The following is a 26,231-nucleotide window of genomic DNA, read 5'->3' as shown; positions in this document are numbered from 1 at the left end:
GTTCACGCAATGAAGACTCTGCCCACTCCTCCGGCTGTCACGCCGATCCAGGTCGGTCCCGTCACGGTCGACTGCCCGGTCGTGCTCGCGCCGATGACCGGCGTGTCCGACCTGCCGTTCCGCAAGATGGTGCGCAAGTTCGGCTCGGGCCTGAACGTCACGGAGATGATCGCCAGCCCCGCCGCCATCCGCGAGACCCGCGTTTCGCTGCAGAAGGCGATGTGGGACCAGATCGAGGATCCGGTGTCCATGCAGCTCGTCGGCTGCGAACCGGAGCAGATGGCGGAGGCGGCCAAGCTGGTCGAGGATCGCGGCGCCGCGATCATCGACATCAACATGGGCTGTCCGGTCCGCAAGGTCGTCAACGGTGACGCCGGTTCGGCGCTGATGCGCGACGTTCCCTTGGCGACGCGCCTGATCGAAGCGACCGTCAAGGCCGTGAAGGTGCCCGTCACCGTGAAGATGCGCATGGGCTGGTGCCATGACAGTCTCAACGCGCCGGAACTCGCCCGAATCGCCGAGGACCTCGGCGCGAAGATGATCACCGTCCACGGCCGCACCCGGAACCAGATGTACAAGGGCTCGGCCGACTGGCGCTTCGTGCGCGGCGTGAAGGAGGCTGTCTCCATTCCCGTGATCGTCAACGGCGACATCTGCGGCATCGACGATGCCGCCGCTGCGCTGGAGCAGTCCGGTGCCGATGGCCTGATGATCGGCCGCGGCGCTTACGGAAAGCCCTGGATCCTCGCGCAGGTCATGCAGTGGTGGCGCGGCAACGGCCTGATGCAGGAACCCGATTTCGGCCAGCAGTACGAGATCATCCGCGAACACTATGAGGACATGCTCTCGCACTACGGCCGCGAAACCGGCGTGAAGATGGCGCGCAAGCATCTGGGCTGGTACGTCAAGGGCATCAAGGGTTCGGCCGAGTTCCGCAATCGCGTCAACTTCGTCGATGATCCTGACGAAGTCCTGCGTTCGCTCGCCGAGTTCTACGCGCCGTTCCGCGGGATGTCGGGCTGTGAAGCAGCCAGCCCTGATGGCGAGACCGGCACCGCATCGGCAGACCGTCAGGCTGCATGAACTTTACGCCGCACACGGCCCTGCATACGACTTTGCCCGCGGCGTCCCGGCTCGTTGCCAGCCTGCCGCAAGCGGTTGTCCTGCTGGAGCCGGGGCTGCGGATCGCGTCCCTCAATCCGGCTGCTGAGCAGTTCTTCGGCCAGTCCCTGCGGCTGCTGGTGGGTACGCCGCTGCAGGAAATGCTGACGTTTTCCGACCAGCTTCTGCTGGAGCGCCTGGACGATTACGAAACCCCGGTTTCGGCGCGCGAAGTGGTGGTCACGCTCAAGGGCAAGGGCGCGCGCCGCATCGACGTGAACGTCGCGCCGATCGCGGACACGCCGGGCTGGCAGGTGCTGACCATCCACGACAACACGGCAACCGAGGCGCTGGGAGACGATTCCGGCGGCCCCGACAATGCGGTGCTGCGCGGGCCGGAGATCATGGCCCACGAGATCAAGAACCCGCTGGCCGGCATTCGCGGCGCCGCGCAGCTTCTCGCCCGCAAGGTCGAGGACAAGGACCGCGCGCTGACCGATCTCATCACTCTTGAGGTCGACCGGATCGCCAACCTGATCGACCGGATGCAGAAGCTCAGCCGCCGCACCGCGCCGCCGGTAGAGCCGTGCAACCTGCACGAATCGGCGCGCCGCGCGCTCGACGTGCTGTCCGCGGCCAATGGTGCGGCGCCCGAGCGGGTCAAGCTGGTGGAAGAGTTCGATCCTTCGCTGCCCGCCGTGCTCGGCAGCCCGGACGCCCTGGTGCAGGTGATCATCAACTTGCTCGCCAATGCTTCGGAAGCCTGCGGGAACGAGGAAAACCCCCGCGTCACGATCCGCACCCGCTTCGCCAGCGGTCTCCAGCTCCATACCAGCGACTCTGGGGAGCCCGTGCGCCTTCCGGTGGAACTGCGTGTCACGGACAATGGCCCGGGTGTCGATCCGGCCATGCGCGATCATATTTTCGAGCCGTTCGTCACCACCAAGAAGTCCGGGCAGGGCCTTGGCCTGCCGCTCGTGCGCAAGCTGGTGCGCGACATGAACGGCCGCATCACGCACGAGCGCGACGAGGAGGGCGGCCTCACGCACTTCCGCGTGCATCTGCCGCTGGCGCGCGAAACTCGCAGCCGATCAAACAGAAGGAGACCGGCAGCGTGAGCGTGCTGCTCGTCGAGGACGACCTTTCGATCGCCATCGTCATCACCGCAGCGCTGGAGGCGGAAGGCTTCTGCGTGGTCCATTGCCAGTCGATCGCCGAGCGTGACCGGCTGCTGGAGGAGGGGCCTTATCAGGCGCTCGTCACGGACGTGATGCTGCCCGACGGCGACGGCATCGAGACGATCGACCGGGTTCGCGCCCTGCATCCGGCGCTGCCGATCGTCATCGTCTCGGCGCAGAACACCCTCGATACGGCCGTGCGCGCCACCGATACCGGGGCCTTCGAGTACTTCCCCAAGCCTTTCGACATCGACGAACTCGCCCGCACCGTCCGCCAGGCGGCGGGAGCGGGGCAGGGAACCGCGGTGGAAGGCGAGGAACCGCTGGGCGACGGCCTGCCGCTGGTGGGCCGCAGCACGGCGATGCAGACGGTCTTCCGCATGATTACGCGCGTGCTGCGCAACGATCTGACCGTGCTGATCCTCGGCGAATCCGGGACCGGCAAGGAGCTTGTCGCCGAAGCGGTGCACAACCTCGGGCATCGCCAGGCCGGCCCCTTCATTGCCGTGAACACAGCCGCGATTCCCGCCGAACTCATCGAGAGCGAACTGTTCGGCCACGAGAAGGGCGCCTTCACCGGCGCCGTCGCCCGGCACGTCGGCAAGTTCGAGCAGGCCGCCGGGGGCACGCTGTTCCTTGACGAAATCGGCGACATGCCGATGCAGGCCCAGACGCGGCTGTTGCGGGCGCTCCAGTCCGGCACGGTGCGCCGGGTGGGCGGACGGGAAGAAATCCGGCTCGATGTCCGCATTATCGCCGCGACCAACAAGGACCTCGAACCGGAGATCGCGGCAGGGCGATTCCGCGAGGATCTCTATTACCGCCTCAACGTGGTCCCCATCCTCATGCCGCCGCTGCGCGACCGCCGCGACGACATCGACGTTCTGGCTCGCCATTTCCTCCAGCATGCCGCGAACGAGGGACTGCCTCGCCGCCAGTTGACGAGCGAGGCGGCGGAATTGCTCAGCCGTCAGCCCTGGCGGGGCAACGTGCGTGAGCTGAAGAACTTCATCTACCGCCTGGCCCTGCTGGCGCGCGAGGATGCCATCGATCCGGAAAGCATCCAGTCCCTGCTGGCCGCGGAGACTCCGGCCGTGCCCGAGGAGGACAGCGGCGACATCGCGCAGGCCGTCACCCGCTGGCTGGCTCTGGAGAAACCCGCCAACGGCACGATCTACCAGGCCGCCGCCGCAGCCTTCGAAAGGCCTCTGTTTGCCGAAGTGCTCAAGGAAACCGGGGGAAACCAGCTGCGCGCGGCGCAGGCCCTCGGGATCAATCGCAACACTTTGCGTAAGCGCCTCAGTGAGTTGGCTCTCGATCCCGAGGAATTCGTTCGTCGCTCATGATACGACCTTGATGGATTTGCCCTTGCAAAGCAGCAACACCGGCGTTGTAACGGTGCAACGATGAACGAGACCCTGGTCCACAAACGCGCCTGGCCGCGCTGGTGGCGGCGCATGCAGGTTGCTGCCCGCCGCGCGAATTTCTTCGCGATCATGGAAGTGCTCTCGATCGCCTCCTTCCTGATCATGACCGCGACAACCTGGATCGCGCTCAATTTTCGGGACAAGGGGCAACTGCTGCCCTCCAACCTCACGGCCACTCTGCTGGTGGGGACGCTCGTCCCGGCCATGGCGATCCTCGTGCTGCTGGGGCGCCGCATTGCGCTGCGCCGCGCTGCCGAGAGCATCGGCGGAACCGGGCAGATGCACGTCCGCCTGGTGTTCATCTTCTCGCTGATCGCCGCCGTACCCACGCTGCTGGTCGTGATCTTCGCCTCCTGGCAGTTCCAGTCCGGCGTCGAGTTCTGGTTTTCCGATTCCTCGCGCGGCTTGCTGGAGAACGCCAACAAGCTGGCGCGCGGCTATTACGAGCAGACCCAGCGCGACGTCGGGAACGAGACGGCGGCGATGGCCTACGATTCCCGGAAGGTCCTGAGCGAATACCCGGTCGTCAGCGACTTTTTCCAGCGCTTCTTCGCTGGTCAGGTTTACAAGCGCAATCTCTCGGTTGCCGCGATCATCCAGGTTGCCGAAGACGGCAGCCAGCGCACCCCGATCATCGTCGATCCCGAAGGAAAGACCGAGGACAAACGGATCACGCCGGAAACGCAGGAACGGTTGAGCCGCGGCGAGCAACTCGTCGTCGCCTCGAACAACGACCGCGTCGTGGCGGTGGTGCCGATCGACAGGGAAGCGGGGGTCTATCTCTACGCGGCGCGAAGCTCGGAACTGCTGGCGCTCAGCCAGGGGCAGCGGGCCGAGAATGCCGAGAACATCGTGCGCGCCTACGAAGTTCTGACCAACCGTGCGCGGGTGCTGCAGCTGCGCTTCAACGTCGCCCTTTTCGTGGTGTCACTGGCGCTTGTCGGCCTGGCGGTCTGGTTCGCGCTGCGTTTCGCGGATCGGCAGGTCAAGCCGCTCTACGAGCTGGTCGATGCGGCGAGACGGGTGGGCAGCGGCAACTTCGCGCTCCGCATCGAGGGACGCACCGGCGCCGATGAGATCGGCCTGCTCAACCGCGCCTTCAATCGGATGACGGCGCAGATCGAAAAGCAGACCCAGGCGCTGCTTGGCGCCAACCGCCAGCTTCACGAGCGCCGCGTCTTCATCGAGGCCGTGCTGGAATCGGTGACCTCCGGCATCATCTCGCTCGATCCCGATGGACGGATCCTGCTGATGAACAGCACGGCCCAGAAGCTGCTGACCGCAAGGGCGGAACTGCCCGAGGACATGCCGCTGGCCGAACTGGCGCCGCAGATAGCAGCCCTGATCGAGCAGGGCAGCTCCGGCGGGATCGTCCAGTACAACCGCAACGGCGACCTACTGACGTTCGCCGTGAAGGTCAGTCGCGACGCCACCGGCTATGTCATCACGTTCGAGGACATTACCCGCCAGCTCTTGGACCAGCGCACGGCGGCCTGGTCCGACGTCGCCCGTCGCATCGCGCACGAGATCAAGAACCCGCTCACTCCGATCCAGCTCGCCACCGAACGCCTGAGCCGTCGCTATCGCAAGCAGATCGTCGACAATCCGGAACTGTTCGAGGACCTGACCCGCACGATCATTCGCCAGGTCGGCGAACTGCGCAAGATGGTGGACGAGTTCTCCTCCTTCGCGCGGCTGCCCAAGCCCGTGTTCCGCTCGGAAGATCCGGTGGCACTGACCCGGCAGGCCCTGTTCCTTCAGGAAGTGGCCCGGCCGGACATCGATTTCAGCTTCACCAGCGATCCCGGCGTCGGGGCCATCGATTGCGACCGGCACCAGTTCGGCCAGGCCATGACCAATGTCTTGAAGAACGCGGTCGAGGCGATCGAGGCCAAGGCCAAGGAGGCTGACGGCGACTACCGCGGTGCGATCGGCGTGGCCGTGGAAGCCCTGCCGGAGGCCATCATGGTGCGCATTGCCGACAACGGCATCGGCCTTTCGCAGGACCGCGAACGCATCATCGAACCTTACGTGACCACGCGCGAGAAGGGCACTGGCCTCGGCCTCGCCATCGTCAACAAGATCATCGAGGAACACGGCGGCGAAATGCTGTTCCTGCCCACACCGGGCGGCGGCACCACCGTCACCATGCGCTTCGCCGTCGATCCTATCGCCACAGATCCGCTCCCGGGGCACCGCAAGCAGGAGGCCGCCGAATGATGCCGGCCTGTCGCAACCTGCTTTCCCCCATCATCCCCCTCACCAAGAAGACAATGCCATGGCTCTCGAAATCCTGATCGTCGACGACGAACGCGACATCCGTGAACTGGTCGCAGGCGTCCTGAGCGACGAAGGCTACGAATGCCGCACTGCTGGAGACAGCGAGGCGGCGCTTGCCGCCATCGATGCGCGGCGCCCTTCGCTGGTGCTGCTTGACGTGTGGCTCCACGGCAGTCCGATGGACGGTCTGGAAGTGCTGGACGCCATCAAGGCGCGCGAGCCGGAACTGCCGGTGATCATCTTCTCCGGCCATGGCAATATCGATACCGCGGTTGCCGCGATCAGCCGCGGCGCGGTGGACTTCATCGAAAAGCCCTTCGAAGCGGAGAAGCTGCTCCATCTGGTCGGCCGCGCGACGGAAACCGAGCGTCTGCGCCGCGAGAATGCCCAGCTTCGCCACGACTTTTCGATCGGAGAGGAATTCACCGGTTCCAGCGGCGCGATCAATCAGGTCCGCGCGACGCTCAAGCGTGTTGCCAACACCGGAAGCCGCCTGCTCATCACCGGCGCCGCCGGATCGGGCAAGGAAGTCGCAGCGCGGCTTCTCCACGCCTGGAGCCCGCGCGCCGGCAATGCCTTCGTCAGCGTCAATTCCGCCAGGATCACCCCCGAACGCTTCGAGCAGGAACTGTTCGGCGAGGAAGCCGACGGCGCCCTGATCCGTCCGGGCCTGCTGGAGACGGCCGACAGCGGCACGCTCTATTTCGACGAAGTGGCCGATATGCCGCTTTCGACCCAGGCCCGGATCCTGCGCGTCTTGACCGACCAGGCTTTCGTGCGCGTCGGCGGAACCCGGCAGATCCGCGTCGATGTGCGCGTGGTTTCCTCCACGTCGCGCGATCTCGAAAAGGAAATTGCCGAGCGGCGTTTCCGGGAAGACCTGTTCTACCGGCTCAACGTCGTCCCGGTGTCGATTCCGGCCCTGCGCGAACGGCGGGACGATATCCCGGCGCTGGTGGACCATTTCTTCGCACGCTACGCCAACGAGCAGGGCGTCTCGCCGCCCCAGGTCAGTGCCGAGGCCATGACCGCGCTCCAGGCCTACGAGTGGCCGGGCAATGTGCGCCAGCTTCGCAACGTCGTGGAGCGCACGGTGATCATGGCACCGCGTGAGAAGCTCGCCCGGATCGAGGCGGATATGCTGCCGCCGGAAATCTTCAACAGCCGCGGAAATGGCGATGCCGGCGTCTCGGTGATGATGAGCGCGCCCTTGCGCGAAGCGCGCGAGAGCTTCGAGCGGGAGTATCTGCGCGTCCAGATCCGCCGTTTCTCGGGCAACATCTCCAAGACGGCCTCCTTCATCGGCATGGAGCGCTCGGCCCTTCACCGAAAGCTCAAGCTGCTGGGCATGGCGGACCGGCGCGAAGGCGAGCATGATGGCGACGAGCTTTAGGAACGGCGGTTATCCGGGGTTTTCGCGAGGATAGCCTCGGGATTTTCCCGGATGCCTCAAGCCCTTTTTGCGAACCTGTCACAAGAGTGCTACATTTTCGGCGTTTACTGCACTGCAGCAACTGAGTAGATTCCGATTCGAGAACGGCTTCGGGAGTTCCGAAGCCAGATCGCGGACCGCAAAGCGGCCGCCAAAAAAAAGGAGAAATGATATGGCCGGCCGTACGCTGACCGCTCGTCCGCGACCCACGCCGCCCCCCGCGGCCGAAACCGAAGCCGACCCCGCCACGGAAACCGTGGCACCGCCTCCCGTTTCCGCTGGGACTTCGGCAGGGAAGGGGCAGAACCTTCAGGACCAGTTCCTCAACCTCCTGCGCAAGAACAAGACCCCCGTGACCATGTTCCTGGTCAAGGGCGTGAAGCTGCAGGGCATTGTTACCTGGTTCGACAATTTCTCCATTCTTCTGCGCCGCGACGGCCAGTCGCAGCTCGTCTACAAGCACGCGATCTCGACGATCATGCCGTCGACCCCGGTCGATGCGCGCCAGTTCTCCAGCGGCGCGGACAATGGCAAGAAGACGCGTGTCCTTCAGGACGTGTTTCTTTCCAGCATCCGCAACGCCGGCGTTCAGGTCACGATGTTCCTGATCAACGGCGTCATGCTGCAGGGCCGCGTGGCTGCCTATGACCTGTTCTGCATGCTGCTGGAGCGTGAAGGTTACGTCCAGCTTGCGTACAAGCATGCCGTTTCGACGATTCAGCCCGTGACTCCGGTCGACCTTCAGGCGCATGAAGAAGCCGAAGACTGACAACACCGGAAGCTGAACTGATTTGAACGACGAACTCAAGGGCGAGGTCACGCGCGGCGCGCGTGCCCTCGTCGTTTATCCGCAGATGCGTGGACGAGGGGATCTCGATCCCGAAGCGCGTCTCGAAGAGGCCAGGGGCCTTGCTGCAGCGATCGGCCTTGTCGTGGCGGAAGCCATGGCCATCCCGATCCGCGAACCGCGCGCCGGAACGCTTTTCGGCGAAGGGCAGATCCAGAACATCTCCGTCGCCTGCGAGCTGAACGAGGCTGAGCTGATCATCGTCGACGGTTCGCTGTCGGCCATCCAGCAGCGCAATCTCGAAGAAAAGCTCAAGCGCAAGGTCATCGACCGCACCGGCCTGATCCTCGAAATCTTCGGCGAGCGCGCGGCAACGGCTGAGGGACGGCTTCAGGTCGAGCTCGCGCACCTGGACTACCAGGCCGGCCGCCTCGTACGCAGCTGGACTCACCTGGAACGCCAGCGCGGTGGCTTCGGCTTCCTCGGCGGTCCCGGCGAAACGCAGATCGAGGCGGATCGCCGCATGATCCGCGATCGCATGGCCAAGATCCGGCGTGAGCTGGAGCAGGTTCGCCGCACCCGAGGGTTGCACCGCGATCGCCGCGAAAAGGCCCCTTGGCCCATCGTCGCGCTCGTGGGTTATACCAATGCCGGGAAGTCTACGCTTTTCAACTACCTGACCGGCGCCGACGTGATGGCCGAAGACCTCCTCTTCGCCACGCTCGATCCCACCATGCGGGCCATCCGTTTACCGGCCGTGGAAAAGGCGATCCTGTCCGACACGGTGGGCTTCATCTCCGACCTTCCGACGCAGCTGGTCGCGGCTTTTCGCGCGACACTTGAGGAAGTGAACGCCGCAGACATCATTCTGCACGTCCGCGATATCGCCAACCCCGATACGGATTCGCAGAAAAGGCAGGTCCTCGAAGTTCTCGCCGATCTCGGCGTGATCGGCGGGGAAGGGGAGCCCGATGACGAGGAGGCCCTTGCCAGTTCCATCCCGATCATCGAGGTCTGGAACAAGTGGGACCTGCTCACCGCGACGCAGGCAGGCGAAATGCGCGAAGCCATGGCGCAGCGGCCGGAAGAGATCATCGTTCCGACTTCCGCGCGCACTGGAATGGGCTGCGACTTCCTGCTGGAAACCGTCGGTGCGGCGCTGACGGCTGACGCGAAAGTCTATTCTTTCGTCATTCCGGCGGCCGATGGCCAGCGTCTGGCTTTCCTTCACGCACGCGGCGAAGTGTTGGCGGAAGAGGATGCGGGCGAGGGGCCGGATGGTCCCCAGCTTCGCCTGCAAGTCCGCCTTGCGGAACGCGAACTAGGTCGTTTCAGCGCGCTCTGAGGCTTTCACGGCCTGCCAATAGGCCTCCTGCTCATCGAGCGGGAGGCCTTCGAAGGCCTGGCCGTCGCGCTGGGCGAAGGCTTCCATGGCGCGGAAGCGGCGCTCGAACTTGGCATTGGCAGCGCGCAGTGCGTCCTCGGGAGCGATCCCGTGGAGGCGAACCAGGTTGACGGCGGCGAACAGCAGATCGCCGGCTTCTTCCAGTTTCTCGGCGTCGCTGGCTTGCTCCAGCTCTTCCATCTCCTCATGGACCTTCGCGGCTGCGCCGCTGGGATCGGGCCAGTCGAAGCCCACGCGTGCGGCACGCTTTTGGAGCTTCTCGGCGCGCATCAGCGCTGGCAGGGAAATCGCGACGCCGTCGACGGCGCTGGTTTCACCTTTGGCGCTGCGCTCACTGGCTTTGACCTTTTCCCATCGCTCGGTCTGGGCGTCTCCGGTGCGATCGTCACCGAAGATGTGGGGGTGCCGGGCTTCCAGTTTGTTCGATATGGCGTCCGCCACGTCGCCGAAGACGAAATGTCCGTCTTCTTCGGCCATGCGCGCGTGGAATACGACCTGGAGCAGAAGGTCACCGAGTTCGTCGCGCAAAGCGGGAATATCCTGGCGCTCGATGGCATCGGCAACTTCGTAGGCTTCCTCGATCGTATAAGGCGCGATTGTAGCGAAGGTCTGCGCGAGATCCCATTCGCAACCGGAAACGGGATCGCGGAGACGCGCCATGATCGAAAGAAGACGGTCAAGCTGCTGGTGACGCTGCGGCGTCATCGAGGGGGTCATCGAAGCGTCGGTCATAGAGATCGATAATACATCTTATGTTAAATCATGGGACAAGGCAGGACGGATCATTGCCGGATCTGGAACCCGCTGACCTGGATGATTGCCACCAGACCGATGATGATCGCGGCCCAGATCAGAGCCATCTTGAGCATGGTTCCCATCGGCATTGCACGAAACCGGGAATTGCTGGTGACGAGAATGAGCGCACCGATCACGGAGATGACGGCTACGATCAATCCGGTCTGGCTCATGGTTCGATCACCATTCCATCAAATGCGACCCGGACGTTCTCGGGCACTTCGCCGCTGAGTGTCGCATAATCCATGCTCTTGTCGAGGTGTGTCAGCACGGCCTGGCCAACGCGGCAGACTTCGGTGATTTCCAGCGCCATGCCCAGATGCGCATGGGTCGGATGCGGTTCGCGGCGAAGGCAGTCCACCACGAGCAGATCGGCGCCGTAGCACAAGTCGACCATCCCGCGCGTGATCTCACTGAAGTCAGTTAGGTAACATACTGATTTTCCGTCACAATCGAATCGGAATCCGGTGGATTCCGTCGGACCATGCGGCATCTGGGTGTGATCCACCCGGTATCCTTCGCAAAGTCGCACCGTATCGAGATTATCCAACGAAATCAGTGTGGGATAACCATACTGGCCGGCGAAGACATAACCGAAGCGCTGGCGCAGTCGGCGGACGGTTTCCGAGTGAGCGAAACCGGGGATCGGTCCCGCGCGGCCGTAGCGCAAGGGGCGCAAGTCGTCGATGCCGTGGCAATGATCGGCGTGATCATGGGTCCAGAAAACGGCGTCGATCCGGTGAACTTCGTTAGCGAGTAGCTGTGCCCGCAAGTCGGTGGGCGTATCGACCAGGATGCGACTTCCGGCGTCGCTCTCCAGGATGATCGATACTCGCGTGCGCCGGTTCTTCGGCTCCTCCGGATCGCAGAGGCCCCAGTCTGCTCCGAATTCGCCGCCAAGGCGGGGAACCCCGGTGGAGGTGCCGCAGCCAAGGATCGTCACTTTCACGCAGCAGCTTTCTTGAACAGATTGAAGAAGTTGCGGGTCGTTGCTGAGCCTAGTTCTTCTATCGAAATACCGCGAAGGTCGGCAACGAACCGCGCCGTGTCGGCCGTATAGGCCGGCTCGCAGCGCTTCCCGCGATGGGGGACGGGCGCAAGAAACGGAGAATCCGTTTCGACCAGAAGCCGATCTTCCGGAATGGTCGCGACGACGCCCTGCAAGTCCTGCGCGTTCTTGAACGTGACGATCCCGGATATCGAGATCGAGAGGCCGAGGTCGAGCACTTTGCTTCCGAAATCGGCGCTTGCGGTGAAGCAGTGGATCAGGGCGGGAAAGGCGCCCTTCCCCATCTCGTCTTCGAGTATCCGGAAAGTATCGTCCTCAGCGTCGCGGGTGTGAATGATCAGCGGCAGGCCGGTCTTGCGCGAAACGGTGATGTGCGTGCGAAACAGGGCCTGCTGAACCTCGCGATCCGACTTGTCGTAATAGTAATCGAGACCGGTTTCCCCGATACCGACGACCTTGGCGTGCTGCGTCGCTTCGAGCAAGGCTGCCTCGCCGAGGTCGGCATGCTGGTCCGCCTCATGCGGGTGGATGCCCACCGATGCCCAGACATCCGGATAGCGCGCTGCGGTGCCGACCACCCTCTCCCACTCGCTGCAGCGCGTGGAAATGTTCAGGAATCCGCGAATGCCGGCCGATCGAGCCCGGTCGAGCACACCGTCCTGGTCTTCGACGAGGCCTTCGTATTCGAGGTGGCAGTGCGAATCGATCAGCATCACGCCTCCGCATCCTCCGGAAGTTCCAGACGCGGGAAGACGCCCACCGGCTTCTCGACCTTGAAGCCGCTGGCGGCCAAGGTCTCGAACCATTGCTGATCGGTCAGCGCCGCGAAATCTCGTGCGCCGGCGTTCTGGCCCATCTGGTCGAGCAGCTTGTCGATGGAGCCCGGAACGACCGGGCGAACGGCAATGGCGAGGTCACGGACGACGCGGAAGAGCATCATCAGCACCGCTTCCATACGCTCGGGGTCGGATTTGCGCAGAGCCCAGGGCGCCTGATCGTCGACATACTGGTTGCAGGCGAATACCGCCCGCATCCAGGCTTCGAGGCCTTCGCTGAACGAGAGTTCGTCGAAGCTCTTGCGCAGGCCCGCCACGCCTTCCGCGACGGCTGCGAGCAGTTGCGCATCGGCATCGGTTTGCGAATGTCCAGTCTTAAGTTCGCCATCCATGTTCTTGAATATCATGGAAAGACTGCGCTGTGCCAGGTTGCCGAAGCTGTTGGCCAGTTCGGCATTGGTACGCGTGACGATGGCTTCCGGAGACCAGGAACCGTCCTGTCCGAATGCCACTTCGCGCATCAGGAAGTAGCGGACCATGTCCACGCCGAAGGTTTCGGCCAGACCGATCGGATCGGTCACATTGCCGAGGGACTTCGATTCCTTCTGCCCGCGGTTGAGCAAAAAGCCATGGCCGAACACCTGTTTGGGCAGTTCGAGGCCGGCGCTCATCAGGAAGGCGGGCCAGTAGACCGTGTGGAAGCGGACGATGTCCTTGCCGATCAGGTGCAGGTCGGCGGGCCAGAACTTCGCGAACTCCGCGGTCTCGTCCGGGAAACCGAGGCCGGTGATGTAGTTCGTGAGGGCATCGACCCAGACGTACATCACGTGCTGCGCGCCGTCCGAACCCTCGGCGGTGGGCACCTTGATGCCCCAGTCGAAGCTGGTGCGGGAGACCGAAAGGTCCCGCAGACCGCCTTCCACGAAGCGCAGGATTTCGTTCTTGCGCGTTTCGGGGCGGATGAAATCGGTCGAATTATAAAGCTCGATCAGCTTGTCCTGATAGCGGGACAGGCGGAAGAACCACGATTCCTCGACCGTCCACTCTACAGGCGTGCCTTGCGGAGAAAGCTTCTCACCGCCCTCGCCCGCGATCAGTTCGCCTTCGTCATAATAGGCTTCGTCGCGGATCGAGTACCAGCCCTCGTAGCGGTCGAGATAGAGATCGCCATTGGCTTCCATCCGGCGCCACAATTCCTGCGTCGCGGCGTGATGGCGCGGTTCGGTGGTGCGGATGAAGACATCGTAATCGATATCAAGACCGTCACACATCTCCTTGAAGTAAGAAGACATTTCCGTCGCAAGCTCTGCCGGCGTCGTGCCAAGGTCGCGGGCTTTCTGGGCCATTTTCAGGCCGTGCTCGTCGGTTCCGGTCTGGAACCGGACATCGAAGCCCTCCGCCTTCTTGAAGCGCGCGATGACGTCGGCGGCGATCGCTTCGTAGGCGTGGCCGATGTGCGGCTTGCCGTTGGGATAGCTGATCGCGGTGGTGATGTAATAGGGCTCGCCCATGCGGCGTCGGGCTTTCTTTTGCAGGAGTTTCTTAGCGAGCCGTCTCTCTAGGCATCGCCGTCGATGCCAGCAACCCGCCAATTTCCATTATCAGGAGACCGGCATCGAAATTGTAGGTCGGGGCCTGGTTCGACAGGACGGTCAAGACACTGTGGGCTTCGATCAGGCGGCGCTGCCTGGCCGTAGAGGCTTGCGGCAACTCGTGAGCGAGCACCGTGCGGGCAAGCTCCAGCGTGGCCAGTTGCCGGTCGCGCGCGGGCCTGCCGCCCATTTCCTCGGCCAGACTGCCGCGCAGATCGTATTCGGCGTCGCCTTCGCGCAGGATCTGCATCATCAGACGGTGAATGCTTCCAAGATCGTGCTCGACGAAGCTCAGGGCGATCCCCGGCGAACCCTGTGCGGCATCGATGGCGGCGCGGCGTGTGTCCGCATCCGCTTCAGGGATGTCGCGCCGGATCACTGCATCGAGTTCGTGCTCGTCCAGGGCCGCAAAGCGCAGGATGCGGCAGCGTGAACGAATGGTTGGAAGCAAGCGCCCAGGCTGGTGGGCCAGGAGCAGGAAATACGTACCGGCGGGCGGCTCTTCCAGGGCCTTGAGCAGCGCATTGACCGCGCCCTTTTCCATGTCATCCGCCGGATCGATGATGATCGCGCGGCGGTCGCCCATGGTCGGCTTGGTGGCGAGACGACGGATCATCTCGCGCACCTGATCGACGGAGATGTTGCGCTTGGTCTGGTAGGGCTTGCCCTCGGCCTTCTTCTTGGCCTCGTCATCGTTGGCGGGAAGATGCTCGAGGATGTAGATGTCCGGGTGCATCCTCGGGTCTGGCCGAGGCTCGCCGGGAGCACGCACGAGTTCTGCTGCCGCGGTGCGCGCGAAGGCGGCTTTGCCGAGCCCCTTCCCGCCGGCCAGCAGCCAGGCGTGATGCATCCGCTCGGACCCGATTGCGGCGAGCCACTCCTCCCATGCCGCCTTCTGCCCGATGAACGGCAGGTCTTCGTTCATCGCAGGTCGCCGAGTGCGGCAATTATGGCGGCGCAGGTCTGCTCGGGCGTGCCGTCGCCGTCGATGCGGACGAAACGCTTCGGCTCGGCATCGGCGAAGCTGGCAAAGGCCTGGGCGACACGGGCATGGTAAGCCGCGTCGCGGCCGCCGATGCGGTCCGTGCCGTCAATGTCGCGCAAGGCCAGTCGCCCTGCGGCGACTTCGGGCGAGACTTCGATCAGCACGGTGACGTCCGGCAGCATGTCCTCGCTGCCAATGGCGTGGAGCGTACGCAAGTCGTTATCGGACAAGCCGCCACCGCCGCCTTGATAGGCCCGGCTCGAGTCCAGGAAACGGTCGCAGATCACCCAGGCGCCGCGCTCCAATGCCGGGCGGATCAGCTTCTCGACATGGTCCGATCGTGCGGCCGCGAACAGCAGGGCTTCGGCGCGGGGACCCCAGCCACCTGCGTCACTGCCATTCTCGTCTCCGACGCCATGGAGCAGGAGCGCGCGGATCGCTTCGGCCCCGACCGTGCCGCCAGGCTCGCGGGTGGTCACGACGTCAATGCCGCGGCTGCGCAGGTCTTCTGCCAGAAGGCGCGACTGGGTGGACTTTCCTGCCCCCTCGCCGCCTTCCAGCGCAATGAATCGTCCTCGGGTCATGAGAAGAAGCTGATAAGCCCGTTCATCAGTCTGTCCAGCGGTCCAGCGACGCCAACGTCTTTACCCGCGTAAAGCGGGACGTGCCCCGGGGCGAGACCTTCGACCCTGATTTCCAGTTCTCCCACCTGATCGCCCTTGCGGATCGGCGCGACCAGCGGTCCCTTGTAATGGACCGCGAGCGAAACCTTCTCGTGCCCGCCCTTGGGCAGCGTGGCATGAACTTCCCGATTGGCCACCAGCGGAACCGAGCGGGCGTCTCCGCCCTGCACCCGGGCCTGACTTACGGGCTGACCCTGGTCAAAGAGATGCCGTGCATCCCAGGCGGAGAAGCCCCATTCCAGCAGGGCCTTGGCAGCGTCATCGCGGACCTTGGGCTTGGGCGATGCCGCAAGCATCATCACGAGCCGGCGCCCGCCGCGTTCGGCCGTGCCGAGGAAGTTATAGCCCGCCTCGCGGGTGTAGCCGGTCTTGATGCCGTCGGCGCCGGGGACCACGCCCACCGTCGGATCGTGGCTGCGCATGGCGACATCGCGCCACATGTAATGCTTCACGCCCGAGAACTCGTGGTAGAGCTGCGGGTGGCGGGTGATCATGGCGTCGGCCAGCTTCACCATGTCGCTGGCGGTGATGTAGGTATGGCCGTCGTCCATCCAGCCGTTGGGCGTGTTGTAATGGCTGCCGGTCATGCCGATGCGGCGCGCTGCTGCGTTCATCATCGCCGCCCAGGCGGGAACGCTGCCGGCGTAGCCCTGTGCAAGCACGATGGCGCCGTCGTTCGACGATGCCGTCATGACGCCATGAAGCAAGTCGCGAACGGTGGGATGATCCTTTTCCGTCAGGTACATGGACGTACCTTTGGCGAACCATTCCTTGGCCGTTTCGGGGCGCACCGACATCTGCCGGTCCAGGCTGAGACGGCCGGCATCGATCTCTTCGAAGGCGACGAAGGCGGTCATGACCTTGGTGACCGATGCCGGCAGGAACGGCACGTCCGGACGGCGCTGGACGAGCACCTGGCCCGAACCGATATCGACCAGGATGCTGACCGGGATCGGCGCCAGCTCGGCCGGCGGCGTGGGGATCGCGGCATTCGCTGCCGTAGCGACGGGACCGGAAACAAGGCTCGCCGAAGTGGCAAGCAGGAGGGCAGACTTCAGGAAGGATTTCAAGGCGCGACTTCTCCCCGCGCGCCCAGGACGGGCGCGGTGGCGTGCGCGAAACGACCCTTTATCAATCCGCGCGCTGGATTCGTGCGTCGCTATACCCTGCTGCCTTGGCCTTCTCCAGCGCTGCGGCAGCTTGTGCACGGTTTGCGAAGGGCCCCATCTGGACGCGCCAGAACTTGCCGCCCTTGGTCACGCTGGCGCCAAGTTGGCTGGCGGACTTGCGGGCATTCGCCTCGACGGAGAAAGCCCCCACCTGGACCACTTCGCTGCCCTTTCGAGCCGGCTTGTCGGTTGTGGTCACGGCTTTTGCAGGAGGTGCGGAAACGGCAGGTGTTGGGCGCGAAGCTGGTGCGCTTGGCCGGGGCTTCGGGGCAGGCACGGGGGCCACAAAAGGCGCAGGAAACGCCGGAGCGGCTTTGCGCGGCGGCAGCTTCGATTCCGCGCCAGCCACCTGCGGGGCGGCGGGAGCAGCCTGCTCCGCTGGGGTCAGCGCTTTTGGATTTGGTGCTTTCGGCATCGTCGGCGGCGATGAAGGCGGCGGCAGCAGCGGCGATTGCTCCGCCAGCTTGCGGCGGAGAACCTTGAGCAGGCCTTCCGGGGTCTCCATGCGTGCGGGAACCGGGGTACCGCTACGCAGGGCGGCCCGCTCGACTTCCGGCGGATTGACCCTGCGGACGCGGACGGCAGAACGCGCGCCGGACGCCAGCCCGAGTTGCGCGGCCGCCTCGGGCGCCAGTTCCAGCAGCGCGTCGTTGGTCATGGGACCGCGGCGTTCGAGCCGGACGAGGATGGTCCGGCCGCTGCCCAGCGCGGTCACTTCCACATAGCTGGGCAGAGGCAGCGTCTTGTGCGCCGCGGTAACCCCCGTGCCGTCGCCGGCTTGTGCATAGCCTACCGCGTCGTAATTCAGCTGGTCGACGGGCGTCCAGGTGACGGCGCCGATGGTGAACGGCTCGCCCACGACGACGGGGTAATCCGCAGCGGGTCCGGTTATCCCCGCCGGTGCGCTGCCACTGCCCTGCGCCGGTGCGGCCAGGGAAGCGGTCAGAAACAGCGCGGCGAGCGGCAGGGCATGGTTAACGGGCAATCTCATCTGCAAGCAACCCCACGGACAGTGCGTAGTAGTTCGAGCAGTTGTACTGGAGGATCACCCGATAATTACCGGTTAACAGATAGGCCGGCGTACCGGGACCGTCGGGCTGGAACAGCGAGGTCAGCACCGAATCTCCGATCGGTCGCTGCGCAGTTACGCCCAGGGCGCGCCATTCGGAAACGGTCTTCCATTGGCCGTGACGGGCATGGACCCGGTCGCACGTCGGCGCGGCGAGCTTGCTGGCGTAGGCGTTGGCGTTGAAGCCCGAAGGCAGGGAGGCCGGAACGCCCCAAGGCTGCCCGGGACGCCAGCCGGAATCGCGGAAATAGTTGGCAATCGAGGCGATCGTATCGGCCGGGCTGGTGAAGATGTCGCGCGTGCCGTTGCCGTCACCGTCCACGGCCAGGCGCAAGTAGACGCTTGGGAGGAACTGGGGATAGCCGAAGGCCCCTGCCCAGCTTCCCTTGAGGCGATACGGGGGCACGCCCTGGTCCACCATCTTCAGCAGCGCGACCAGTTCGCCTTCGAACAGCCCGCGGCGGCGGCCTTCCCAGGCAAGTGTCGCCAGCGATCTTGCCAGGTCGAAGTCACCGACATAGCTGCCGTAATTGGTTTCATGCCCCCAGATCGCGAAGAGCACCGGTGCCGGTACGCCGTAACGCCGCTCTATGCTGGGGAGGATGCCGGAAAGCTCCGCATAGCGGGAACGCCCGCGGGCAATGATGCTGGAGCCGACATGTTGCGCGATATAGGGCGCGACAGGAGGCGGCGTGGTGGAGCGGCTCGGCTGCGCCGAATCGAGTTCGATAACCCGTTGATTCGGAACCAGTCCGGTAAGAACCCTCGAAATCGTCGCATCGCTGACACCCTCGCGGCGAGCCCGCGCGCCAACCGTTTGCAGGTAGGCCTGGAAGGTCTGGCCCGCCACGGTCTGCGGCGCGGCGCTTTGATAGGCGCTTTGGCCGATGTCCTGCACGACGGGCTGCGCATCCACCGAAGCGGTCGGCAACATGGCCAGAGCGACGACAAGAAGAGGATGGCGCAAGGGACGTAGCTTCAGGGAGACAGTCATCCCCGCAAATCTTGCACAATGCGGCGGCGTTGCAAATGGCTGGCGTGCATCCCCCGTGGACAGTCACCGCAAGCGAGCAGCCTTCCGTCTTGATCGCGTGCCTTGTCGCACCGGAAACGGATTGGCCGGACCGCTGCAGTCGACACTTGCAAGCCGCTCCGATTGCTCTATGCGCTCTCGCGGTAAGGACAGGTGGCCGAGTGGTTTAAGGCAGCGGTCTTGAAAACCGCCGTGGGTGCAAGCTCACCGTGGGTTCGAATCCCACCCTGTCCGCCATCACCCCCCAAGACTGCCGCCCACCAGGCGCCGCGCCAGCGTGACGCGGGTATCCCTCGTTCCCGAACGACGCTGATACCGCTCGGGCGTTGAAGACCCTCCTCGAACCTGGCGCGATCTCCCTTATGAGGAAGGCAAAGGCGCAATGCAGTGTTCCGCGCCGGCAGCTTGGGAGAACGCCAATGCCTTCGCTTGGACGGATCGGCGTATGGTCCATGGAATTGCGGTTCGGCGACGCTGGCCAGGCCGCCCACGCGGCGGCGGAACTCGACGAAATGGGCTATGGAACCTTGTGGATCCCGGGCGGCATCGGCGGGGATGTCACGGGCGATATCGAACGGCTGCTCGATGCCACGCGGCATGCGACGATAGCCACCGGCATTCTCAATATCTGGAAGCACGATCCCGAGGAGATCGCTGCCTGGTGGAACGGGCTGGCGGATGGGCGGAAAGAGCGGGTGTTTCTCGGGCTCGGCGTAAGCCATTCGCATATCGTGGGCGAGGCCTACGCACGGCCGCTGACGGTGATGTCCTCCTATCTAGACCGTCTGGATGACGCGGGCCTGCCTGAAGAAGTGCGCTGTCTGGCAGCGCTGGGTCCGAAGATGCAGGCCCTGGCACGCGATCGATCCGCGGGCAGCCACCCTTACCTCGTCTCGCCAGAGCATACCCGTTCGGCCCGGGAAGCGCTCGGTCCGGGGCGCATTCTGGCGCCTGAACAAGGTGTGGTTCTGGACGAGGATCCGGCAAGCGCCCGCGAAAAGGCGCGTGGCGCGCTTTCGCAATATGTGCAGTACCCCAATTATCGCAACAGCTGGCAGAGGCTCGGGTTCAGCGTGGCGGAGATCGATGCGCTGGACGATCGTCTGGTGGACAGTCTGTTCGCATGGGGCGACGTGGCCACGATCAAGGCGCGGCTCGATGACCATTGGGCCGCGGGTGCGGACCATGTCTGCATTCAGGCCGTGACTGGAAAAGGTCTCGATATCGAAGCGTCGATGGAAGTCTGGAGGGCTGTCGCAGCCGGGTGACGTGCCATCTTTCCTGATGCGCCCCGCGGCCAGTCATAATATCATGGCAGCCTTCCTCGCGGATCAGGAGAGACGCGGTGCCATCCAGACTTGCGATAGTATTGAGCGGCGGCGGCGCGAAGGGAGCGTTTCAGGTCGGCGTTCTCGATGCCTTGATGACGAAGCATGGCGTTAAACCTGCCATCGTGGTGGGCACCTCCACCGGCGCAATTCAGGCCCTTGCCGCTGCGCAGGACGATATTCCGGGGCTGCTCGACGTATGGCTCGGGCTGCGCGGCGATCAGGATATCTTCAGGAAGCGCGGCGGCGTGGCGGGCGCGGTCCTGTTCGGAGAGAAGGCAATCTACGACGCGGCGCCTCTCCGGCGCCTTCTCAAGCAGTTCGCCGATCCTGCGAAGCTTGCCGCGTCCGGTGTCGACCTGCGGCTCGGGGTGGTGAACCTTCAGAGCGGGGAGTTCAGGACGATCGACAAGACCGTCCCGAACATCGAAAACTGGGTCTATGCCAGTTGCGCGATGCCGGTGTTTTTCGATCCGCTCCAGACCAGCGACAAACAACAATGGGTCGACGGGGGCGTAAGAGACGTCACCCCGCTGGGAGCGGCGCTCGAACTCAACCCCACGGGCGTCATCGTCATTCGGGCCTCGCCTGCCAGCGGCTCCCCTTCGACAAGGAAATACGGCGGCCTGATCGACATCGGGCTGCGCGCCGTGAACCTCTTGCAGTCCGAGGTCTCCCGGAACGACCTCATGAACACGTCGCTGATCAACGATATCCTCGCGGCGCGTGACCAGATGTTCACCGCGCTGGAGGCCAGCGGAACGCCTGCCAACGAAGCGGCCCGGTTGCTGCTTCCGTTGGACAACCAGATATCCCGATACCGCTTCGCACAAGTGCGGGTGATCGAGCCCCGCGAAGAGTTCTCCGACACGCTGGAGTTCGATCCCGCCAAGATCCGCCGCGCGATCGAGGCGGGCCGTGCCGCCGTCGAGGAGCAATGGCCGGCCATTCAGGCTCTGGTCAGTTGAAGTTGCCCTGTTTCAAGCCGGCGGAAGGTACTGTCCGATCAAAATTTCACATTCGATCGAAAGTGCCGGAACCCGGGGGATTTTAGAGGTTTGATCCTTCTCGCAGTCACGAAGGCTGCCTGAGAACCGGAAACACGAAGATGAAGAAAATAATCATTGCCATTATCGCGGGAAGCGTCGTGATGTCTGTGGCTGCCTGCAATACCGTCAAAGGCGCTGGCCGCGATGTGCAGTCCGTGGGTCAGGCTGGTGAAGACGCTATCAAGTAAAAATTGGGATGAAATAAGGATGGGCATGACAATGCGCCGATGTCCTGATTTCATCTCGAATTACAAGTCTGATTCATGCGTCGTGAACGATCAGGGGCAACAACGCTCCTGATCGTTAACCGCGGAATAGACTGGCCTCTTGAAGTAAAGACCGTGCCGCGTTGTTTCCAGGAACGTTCAGCCTGTAGACTGGTCCGAGGCCTGCGCTGCGTATCTCCGGCCACCGGTTTCGCGCGCGCGTTCGCCCGGTTATCCGAGAAGGATGGCAGGAAACTGGCGCAAGTGTCATGCAACCGTCATTTCCTTGGCCAACTAGCCCCGTGAGAGCCGGCGTCGTCGGCAAACAGCCTCATGAGCGGACCGTGATCCTCTGGAGATGGGCCGAGGTCGGCCCTGCTGCCGCCCTGCCCCATGCCTGACGTCACACGGCCGGGCCGCTGCGCCGCTATTTCCGGAGCCATCGAACCATGCCATCCATGCCCCGCCCCTGCCTTGCTACCGCACTGGCGCTTTGTATCGCACAGCCCGTCATGGGCCAATCTCCGGCGGTACAGTCTGGATCTCCATCCGCGCAGCAGGCGGTTCCGCGCTCGGCAGGCACGCCCTATGCCTCGCGCAATCTGCCCGATCGGATCATGTTGACCCCCGCAGCCGACCCCAGCACCGGCATGGCCGTGGCCTGGCGCACTGACGTCGCGCAGACCGCCAGCGAGGCGCAGATCGCTATCGCCGTGGACGGGCCGACGCTGGGAGAGAAAGCGGTTCTTGTGATCGGCACGCCGGGTGTGGCCAAGGACAGCGCTAATGGTCCGGCGCTCTACCACCAACTCCGCTTCGAGAAACTGACGCCCGACACCGTCTATGCCTACCGCCTCAAAGGCAGCGCCGGCTGGACGGAATGGATGCAGTTCCGCACCGCCTCCGCAGAGGCGAAGCCGTTCCGGTTCCTCTATCTCGGCGATATCCAGAACGGCATCCTGACGTACGCCAGCCGGGTGATCCGCCAGGCGTTCCATGCCAATGGCGGGATCGAACTGGTGCTCCACGCAGGAGACCTCGCCGCCCAACGCGACGATCTCGATCATGACGATGAGTGGGGCGAATTCAATCAGGCCGGCGGCTACAACTGGAGCATCGTTCCCCAGTTGCCCGCCACCGGCAACCACGAATATGTCGACGTGGCACTGCCCAACGGGGCGGAGAGCCGCAAGCTCGGCCCTTATTGGCCGCTGCAGTTCGCGCTGCCTGCGAATGGCGCGCCTGGCGTGAAGGCCACGACCTACTTCGTCGATTATCAGGGTGTGCGCTTCATCGTGCTGGACGGCACGTCCGCGATCGATCTGGGCACCATGGCGCAGCAGACCCGCTGGCTGGACGAGACCCTCGCCTCCAGCAAGGCGAAGTGGAATGTCGTACTGTTTCACCAGCCGGTCTTCACTTGCGCTCGCCCGCAGGACACCTCGGAGATCAAGCAGGCCTGGAAGCCGGTATTCGACAGCCGCAAGGTCGACCTCGTCCTGCAGGGCCACGACCATTGCTACAGCCGCCTGACCTCAGCAGCAGGGCGAGAGGCGTCCGCAGCCATGCGCAAGGACGGCAAAGTCCAGGGGCCGGTCTATCTGGTGTCGGTAACGGGCGCCAAGATGCACGGCCTGAACGATCGCGCCCGCACGCAGCCCGACAAGACGGCCGAAGCGACCGAACTCTATCAGGTCGTGGATGTTTCAGGCGACACCTTGAAGTTCCGCACCTTCACGGCTTCGGGCAAGCTCTATGACGGATTCGACCTTCAACGCCGGACGGACGGCAATCACCTGATCGACATCGCAGAGCCCACGATCGCCGTGCGGACTTGCCTGGGCAACGTCGGCCCCGACGGCGGCAAGTGCGTGGCACGCGGCAAGTAAGTGCCAGTGAAGCCGGGACATCGGTTCACTTCGATGTTCCGGCTGACCGAGCCACCCTCTCGACGCACAGGCATCCCGCAAGAGCGGCGCAATATGGCCTGATCTCCATAACGCGGCCAGATCGCGATGTAGCGGCCGATTGCCGTCGGCGCCGCGCCGCAACAGACTTCCCGGCAAGAGAAGTGGCGCAAAACGCCATGGTCCGGTCGATGCGACTATCCGGCGACCGGTGCCCGAAGCAATGGGAGAGCTTGGATGACACTGGCCGAAACGATCGTCTCCGGCGCGCGCGAGCGCTCGGGGAACACCACTTGGGACGACGCCGAAATCCGCGAGGCGCTGCGGATCCTGACCGAAGCGATCGAGGGCGAGGCGAACCTGACGGACATGGGCCTTGCCGTGTTCACCCGCAATGCCACCGAATACCTCGCCAATCGCATGCGGGTGGAGGACTGGCTGGCCCGCCATCCCGAGATCCTGGACGCCCCGGTTGAAAAGCCCACGTTCGTATTCGGCCTGCCCCGCACCGGGACGACCCTGACGATCAACCTGCTCAACGAAGACTCGGCGCGCCGCTGTTTCCTGCGGTGGGAGGCCTTCGCCTCGACCCCGCCGCCAAGGCCGGAGGAGTTCCACGCTGGGCCGCGCTATGAGGCGGCGCAGGCGCAGATCGACCATTCGCTGAAAGTCATGCCGCACATTTCGGCGATTCATCACGAGGATGGCGACAGTCCGTGCGAGTGCCAGTTCTCAATGGCGCCGAGCTTCGTCTCGCAAGTCTTTGATTCCCAGTATAACATTCCCAGCTATCATCGTTGGTTTCTGGATGAGGCGGACTACCTGCCCGCCTTCCGCCACCAGAAGCGCCTGCTGCAACTTCTCCAATCCCAGGCGCCCGGCCGCTGGACACTGAAGAACCCGTGGCATCCGCTCTATCTGGACGCGCTGACCGAAGTCTATCCAGACGCCCGTCTGGTGATGACGCACCGGGACCCGGTGGAAGTGGTGGGCTCCGCCTGCAGCCTGGTGTGGAACGTGCGGCGCATGTTCAGCGAGAGCGTGGACCGCGCGGCGATCGGCCGCGACATGGTGGAGACGTTCGTGGTCATGATCGCCCGGCAGAACGATTTCCGCAGGCGCCATGGCCGCAACGCGATCCATGACGTGCTCTACACCGAACAGCTTCGCGACCCGCTGGGCACGATGCGCCGCCTCTACGCGCATTTCGGCGAGGAACTGAGCGGCGAAGCGGCCGCAAACATGCAGCGCTACCTGGACGACAAGCCCAAGGACCGCTTCGGCAAGCACAGTTACGATCTGGCCGACTACGGCCTCACCGCTGGAGAAATCCGGGAGCGCTTCGCCGACTACTGCGCCGATTTCGACGTGGCGATGAGCCCCGCCTGAAAGGCAGCCCTGCGCCTCCGGCCTGGCTTCGCCGGCGGCGCAGGGCGGCCTTCAGCGGCGCCTAGCCCGGTTGCGGCTCGACCCACTGCCGCCAGACGAGCAGCAGCGCGGCCATGATGACGGGGCCGATGAAGAGCCCGACCAGCCCAAGTTCGGCCAGTCCACCGAAAGCGCCGATCATGGCGAGCAGGAAAGGCAGCTTTACCGCGCTGCCGATCACGGCCGGTTGCACGACGTTGTCGCCAACGGTCATCACCGTCACTCCGAAGCCGAACAGCAGGCACCCGGCCAGAACATGGCTGGTGCCGATCAATATGAGACTGGCCAGACCGAAAGCGGCCCAGGCGCCGAAAGGCACCAGCGCCAGCGCAATCGTGAAAGTCCCGAACAGCAGCGGCTGCGGCACGCCGGCCACGGCGTAGGCGATCCCCAGGATGCCGCCTTCCAGCACCGAGACGAGGACCGTGCCGTTCACGGTCGCCCGAACGGCTCCGACCATCCGCTCCAGGAAGTCGCCCCCGAAAACGCCGAACATCCGTATCGACACCTCGCGGGCCTGTCGGCCGATCAGCATGCCGCGGGAAAGCAGGGAGACCAGGGCGAACAAGGTGACCAGGAACAACGCGGATTCCCGGGCCACTTCGCTGCCGATCGACCGCGTCCAGGTGAGGATCGAGCTTGCGCTGAAAGAGCCGAGCAAGGCGTTTGCAGCCTGGGGATTGCCGATATGCTGCTGCCAGTAGAGCGCGGCACGGTTTCCGATCAACGGCAACGATGGCAGCCACGCCGGCATCGGAATGCCGGTTTGCTGGACCTCTTGGAGCCAGTGCATCGCCGCCTGGCTTTCCTGCATCAGCGTGACCGCAGCCAGCGAAAGCGGCCCTATGACGACCAGTGCGGTTACGACCGCAAAGCCTGTCGCAAGCCACCCAGGGTGATTCGGGAACCGCTGAAGCGCGCGCCGGTAAAGTGGCCATTCGGCCATGGCGATAACCGCCGCCCAGGCAAGAGGCGTCAGGAATTCACGCGCCATCCAGATCGCCAGCACGGCGATCAGGGCCGTCAGGCAAAGCTGCCGCGTCCTGACGCCGGCAGGTTCTGTCATGGAAGCGGGCGCGTCCTGAGCAGGCGGATGTTCGGATAGTGCCTCGCTCATGACATCGCCTTATCCTCGCAGGCACCCCGGACCATTGTCTCTCCCGGCGCAGCGACAGCCGAACCGTGAGGCCTGCCGGTCGATCTGGACAATCAGGCCAGATACGACCCGGCCCTTCCGATATCCGCCATCGGCGGCCTGGCGAGAGGCCTAGCCGTTTTCAGCGGGCTTCATGCTGCCGATAGCGGCATCGATCATGACCTGCCACGCGTCATGCGCGTCGCTGTTCCCTACCGAGTGCCCGCGCTCGTGTTCCAGCAGCTTGTGGCCAGCCTCGCACATCACGGGGGTGGGGACGCGAAGCGCCCGAATGACGGTGCGGACGTTCTCTCTCAATTGTTCCTGTGCATCCGGCGTGAGACGGTGGAATTCGTCACCGTCATGCTGCGCCTTGGCCAGCGCTTGTGCGGCTCGTTCGATCAGCGGCATCCAGCTCTCCCTTTCTTGCAATTTCGAGACAGGCTATCACGGCCCG

Annotated in this window: 24 protein-coding genes and 1 tRNA gene; 13 read left to right on the top strand and 12 right to left on the bottom strand. The window is 64.3% G+C overall.

Going from position 1 to position 26,231, the window contains the following annotated elements; genetic code table 11:
* Window positions 1-9: 9 nt before the first annotated feature.
* The 7 genes from dusB to hflX all read left to right on the top strand — a co-directional run bounded on the left by dusB (window position 10) and on the right by hflX (window position 9,550).
* On the top strand, window positions 10-1,083 hold the full coding sequence (dusB, locus tag ACZ1J6_RS11375) for a tRNA dihydrouridine synthase DusB (RefSeq protein WP_431568584.1): 1,074 nt from the start codon (window positions 10-12) through the stop codon (window positions 1,081-1,083).
* On the top strand, window positions 1,080-2,219 hold the full coding sequence (locus tag ACZ1J6_RS11370; protein WP_132262800.1) for a two-component system sensor histidine kinase NtrB: 1,140 nt from the start codon (window positions 1,080-1,082) through the stop codon (window positions 2,217-2,219). Before dusB ends, ACZ1J6_RS11370 begins: the two co-directional genes overlap by 4 nt.
* Window positions 2,216-3,625, top strand: coding sequence for a sigma-54-dependent transcriptional regulator (locus ACZ1J6_RS11365; RefSeq protein WP_431568585.1), 1,410 nt, complete (start codon window positions 2,216-2,218; stop codon window positions 3,623-3,625). Before ACZ1J6_RS11370 ends, ACZ1J6_RS11365 begins: the two co-directional genes overlap by 4 nt.
* A gap of 111 nt (window positions 3,626-3,736) precedes the next feature.
* A complete protein-coding gene (locus ACZ1J6_RS11360) occupies window positions 3,737-5,926 on the top strand; it encodes a sensor histidine kinase (RefSeq protein ID WP_132264107.1) in 2,190 nt (729 codons plus the stop codon).
* 58 nt (window positions 5,927-5,984) lie between these two features.
* Window positions 5,985-7,379, top strand: a complete 1,395-nt coding sequence (ntrX, locus tag ACZ1J6_RS11355) for a nitrogen assimilation response regulator NtrX (protein WP_132262796.1) — start codon at window positions 5,985-5,987, stop codon at window positions 7,377-7,379.
* A 211-nt stretch (window positions 7,380-7,590) separates the two neighbouring features.
* Window positions 7,591-8,187, top strand: a complete 597-nt coding sequence (gene hfq, locus ACZ1J6_RS11350; RefSeq protein ID WP_134092910.1) for an RNA chaperone Hfq — start codon at window positions 7,591-7,593, stop codon at window positions 8,185-8,187.
* A 22-nt stretch (window positions 8,188-8,209) separates the two neighbouring features.
* On the top strand, window positions 8,210-9,550 hold the full coding sequence (gene hflX / locus ACZ1J6_RS11345; RefSeq protein WP_431568586.1) for a GTPase HflX: 1,341 nt from the start codon (window positions 8,210-8,212) through the stop codon (window positions 9,548-9,550).
* Here hflX and mazG read toward each other — a convergent pair.
* The 10 genes from mazG to ACZ1J6_RS11295 form a co-directional block, all read right to left on the bottom strand.
* Window positions 9,527-10,315: a nucleoside triphosphate pyrophosphohydrolase gene (mazG, locus tag ACZ1J6_RS11340; RefSeq protein ID WP_431568627.1), complete on the bottom strand. Its 789-nt coding sequence runs from the start codon at window positions 10,313-10,315 to the stop codon at window positions 9,527-9,529. The two genes, hflX and mazG, sit on opposite strands and share 24 nt — an antisense overlap.
* A gap of 77 nt (window positions 10,316-10,392) precedes the next feature.
* Complete coding sequence (locus ACZ1J6_RS11335; RefSeq protein WP_132262790.1) at window positions 10,393-10,578, bottom strand: hypothetical protein; 186 nt, start codon at window positions 10,576-10,578, stop codon at window positions 10,393-10,395.
* Entirely contained in the window at window positions 10,575-11,354 is a 780-nt protein-coding gene (locus tag ACZ1J6_RS11330; protein ID WP_132262788.1) for an MBL fold metallo-hydrolase, read from the bottom strand. The genes ACZ1J6_RS11335 and ACZ1J6_RS11330 overlap by 4 nt, the downstream gene beginning before the upstream one ends.
* Window positions 11,351-12,127, bottom strand: a complete 777-nt coding sequence (locus tag ACZ1J6_RS11325) for a TatD family hydrolase (protein ID WP_431568587.1) — start codon at window positions 12,125-12,127, stop codon at window positions 11,351-11,353. The genes ACZ1J6_RS11330 and ACZ1J6_RS11325 overlap by 4 nt, the downstream gene beginning before the upstream one ends.
* Window positions 12,127-13,701, bottom strand: coding sequence for a methionine--tRNA ligase (gene metG, locus ACZ1J6_RS11320; protein WP_431568588.1), 1,575 nt, complete (start codon window positions 13,699-13,701; stop codon window positions 12,127-12,129). The genes ACZ1J6_RS11325 and metG overlap by 1 nt, the downstream gene beginning before the upstream one ends.
* A 31-nt stretch (window positions 13,702-13,732) precedes the next feature.
* Entirely contained in the window at window positions 13,733-14,707 is a 975-nt protein-coding gene (locus ACZ1J6_RS11315; RefSeq protein ID WP_431568589.1) for a DNA polymerase III subunit delta', read from the bottom strand.
* Window positions 14,704-15,351, bottom strand: a complete 648-nt coding sequence (gene tmk, locus ACZ1J6_RS11310) for a dTMP kinase (RefSeq protein ID WP_431568590.1) — start codon at window positions 15,349-15,351, stop codon at window positions 14,704-14,706. The genes ACZ1J6_RS11315 and tmk overlap by 4 nt, the downstream gene beginning before the upstream one ends.
* Window positions 15,348-16,520 carry a D-alanyl-D-alanine carboxypeptidase family protein gene (locus tag ACZ1J6_RS11305; protein WP_132262780.1) on the bottom strand — a complete coding sequence of 391 codons (1,173 nt, stop codon included), beginning with the start codon at window positions 16,518-16,520 and terminating at the stop codon, window positions 15,348-15,350. The genes tmk and ACZ1J6_RS11305 overlap by 4 nt, the downstream gene beginning before the upstream one ends.
* Before the next feature lie 61 nt (window positions 16,521-16,581).
* Window positions 16,582-17,610 (bottom strand): SPOR domain-containing protein, encoded by a 1,029-nt coding sequence (locus ACZ1J6_RS11300; protein WP_431568591.1) that lies wholly within the window; start codon window positions 17,608-17,610, stop codon window positions 16,582-16,584.
* Entirely contained in the window at window positions 17,594-18,682 is a 1,089-nt protein-coding gene (locus tag ACZ1J6_RS11295; protein WP_132262777.1) for a lytic murein transglycosylase, read from the bottom strand. Before ACZ1J6_RS11295 ends, ACZ1J6_RS11300 begins: the two co-directional genes overlap by 17 nt.
* A gap of 186 nt (window positions 18,683-18,868) precedes the next feature.
* Between ACZ1J6_RS11295 and ACZ1J6_RS11290 the strand changes: the two genes are divergently transcribed.
* The 6 genes from ACZ1J6_RS11290 (at window position 18,869) to ACZ1J6_RS11265 (ending at window position 24,600) form a co-directional block, all read left to right on the top strand.
* Window positions 18,869-18,958: transfer RNA gene (locus ACZ1J6_RS11290), tRNA-Ser, on the top strand.
* 182 nt (window positions 18,959-19,140) lie between these two features.
* Window positions 19,141-19,989, top strand: a complete 849-nt coding sequence (locus tag ACZ1J6_RS11285) for a TIGR03620 family F420-dependent LLM class oxidoreductase (RefSeq protein ID WP_465128092.1) — start codon at window positions 19,141-19,143, stop codon at window positions 19,987-19,989.
* Between the two features lie 101 nt (window positions 19,990-20,090).
* Complete coding sequence (locus ACZ1J6_RS11280) at window positions 20,091-21,017, top strand: patatin-like phospholipase family protein (protein ID WP_165921325.1); 927 nt, start codon at window positions 20,091-20,093, stop codon at window positions 21,015-21,017.
* 140 nt (window positions 21,018-21,157) lie between these two features.
* Window positions 21,158-21,286 (top strand): entericidin A/B family lipoprotein, encoded by a 129-nt coding sequence (locus ACZ1J6_RS11275; protein ID WP_132264101.1) that lies wholly within the window; start codon window positions 21,158-21,160, stop codon window positions 21,284-21,286.
* A gap of 530 nt (window positions 21,287-21,816) precedes the next feature.
* Window positions 21,817-23,193 (top strand): metallophosphoesterase, encoded by a 1,377-nt coding sequence (locus ACZ1J6_RS11270; protein ID WP_465128243.1) that lies wholly within the window; start codon window positions 21,817-21,819, stop codon window positions 23,191-23,193.
* Between the two features lie 255 nt (window positions 23,194-23,448).
* Window positions 23,449-24,600, top strand: a complete 1,152-nt coding sequence (locus tag ACZ1J6_RS11265) for a sulfotransferase family protein (RefSeq protein ID WP_431568595.1) — start codon at window positions 23,449-23,451, stop codon at window positions 24,598-24,600.
* A gap of 61 nt (window positions 24,601-24,661) precedes the next feature.
* Here ACZ1J6_RS11265 and ACZ1J6_RS11260 read toward each other — a convergent pair whose 3' ends face one another.
* Together ACZ1J6_RS11260 and ACZ1J6_RS11255 are read right to left on the bottom strand one after the other, a co-directional pair.
* Entirely contained in the window at window positions 24,662-25,705 is a 1,044-nt protein-coding gene (locus tag ACZ1J6_RS11260; protein ID WP_431568596.1) for an AI-2E family transporter, read from the bottom strand.
* A 201-nt stretch (window positions 25,706-25,906) separates the two neighbouring features.
* Window positions 25,907-26,185: a hypothetical protein gene (locus ACZ1J6_RS11255; RefSeq protein ID WP_431568597.1), complete on the bottom strand. Its 279-nt coding sequence runs from the start codon at window positions 26,183-26,185 to the stop codon at window positions 25,907-25,909.
* Window positions 26,186-26,231: the final 46 nt, after the last annotated feature.

Source organism: Novosphingobium sp. BL-S-21 (assembly GCF_055521655.1).
The sequence above is the reverse complement of the archived record's forward strand: the minus strand, read 5'-3'. Positions and strand labels throughout refer to the sequence as shown.

Bases quoted from the DNA above. Each gene is read 5' to 3' on its own strand.
- dusB (WP_431568584.1), top strand. From the start codon at position 10: ATGAAGACTCTGCCCACTCCTCCGGCTGTCACGCCGATCCAGGTCGGT.
- ACZ1J6_RS11370 (WP_132262800.1), top strand. From the start codon at position 1,080: ATGAACTTTACGCCGCACACGGCCCTGCATACGACTTTGCCCGCGGCG.
- ACZ1J6_RS11360 (WP_132264107.1), top strand. From the start codon at position 3,737: ATGCAGGTTGCTGCCCGCCGCGCGAATTTCTTCGCGATCATGGAAGTG.
- ntrX (WP_132262796.1), top strand. From the start codon at position 5,985: ATGGCTCTCGAAATCCTGATCGTCGACGACGAACGCGACATCCGTGAA.
- hfq (WP_134092910.1), top strand. From the start codon at position 7,591: ATGGCCGGCCGTACGCTGACCGCTCGTCCGCGACCCACGCCGCCCCCC.
- mazG (WP_431568627.1), bottom strand. From the start codon at position 10,315: ATGACGCCGCAGCGTCACCAGCAGCTTGACCGTCTTCTTTCGATCATG.
- ACZ1J6_RS11335 (WP_132262790.1), bottom strand. From the start codon at position 10,578: ATGAGCCAGACCGGATTGATCGTAGCCGTCATCTCCGTGATCGGTGCG.
- ACZ1J6_RS11325 (WP_431568587.1), bottom strand. From the start codon at position 12,127: ATGCTGATCGATTCGCACTGCCACCTCGAATACGAAGGCCTCGTCGAA.
- metG (WP_431568588.1), bottom strand. From the start codon at position 13,701: ATGGGCGAGCCCTATTACATCACCACCGCGATCAGCTATCCCAACGGC.
- ACZ1J6_RS11315 (WP_431568589.1), bottom strand. From the start codon at position 14,707: ATGAACGAAGACCTGCCGTTCATCGGGCAGAAGGCGGCATGGGAGGAG.
- tmk (WP_431568590.1), bottom strand. From the start codon at position 15,351: ATGACCCGAGGACGATTCATTGCGCTGGAAGGCGGCGAGGGGGCAGGA.
- ACZ1J6_RS11300 (WP_431568591.1), bottom strand. From the start codon at position 17,610: ATGAGATTGCCCGTTAACCATGCCCTGCCGCTCGCCGCGCTGTTTCTG.
- ACZ1J6_RS11295 (WP_132262777.1), bottom strand. From the start codon at position 18,682: ATGACTGTCTCCCTGAAGCTACGTCCCTTGCGCCATCCTCTTCTTGTC.
- ACZ1J6_RS11285 (WP_465128092.1), top strand. From the start codon at position 19,141: ATGCCTTCGCTTGGACGGATCGGCGTATGGTCCATGGAATTGCGGTTC.
- ACZ1J6_RS11275 (WP_132264101.1), top strand. From the start codon at position 21,158: ATGAAGAAAATAATCATTGCCATTATCGCGGGAAGCGTCGTGATGTCT.
- ACZ1J6_RS11270 (WP_465128243.1), top strand. From the start codon at position 21,817: ATGGGCCAATCTCCGGCGGTACAGTCTGGATCTCCATCCGCGCAGCAG.
- ACZ1J6_RS11265 (WP_431568595.1), top strand. From the start codon at position 23,449: ATGACACTGGCCGAAACGATCGTCTCCGGCGCGCGCGAGCGCTCGGGG.
- ACZ1J6_RS11260 (WP_431568596.1), bottom strand. From the start codon at position 25,705: ATGACAGAACCTGCCGGCGTCAGGACGCGGCAGCTTTGCCTGACGGCC.
- ACZ1J6_RS11255 (WP_431568597.1), bottom strand. From the start codon at position 26,185: ATGCCGCTGATCGAACGAGCCGCACAAGCGCTGGCCAAGGCGCAGCAT.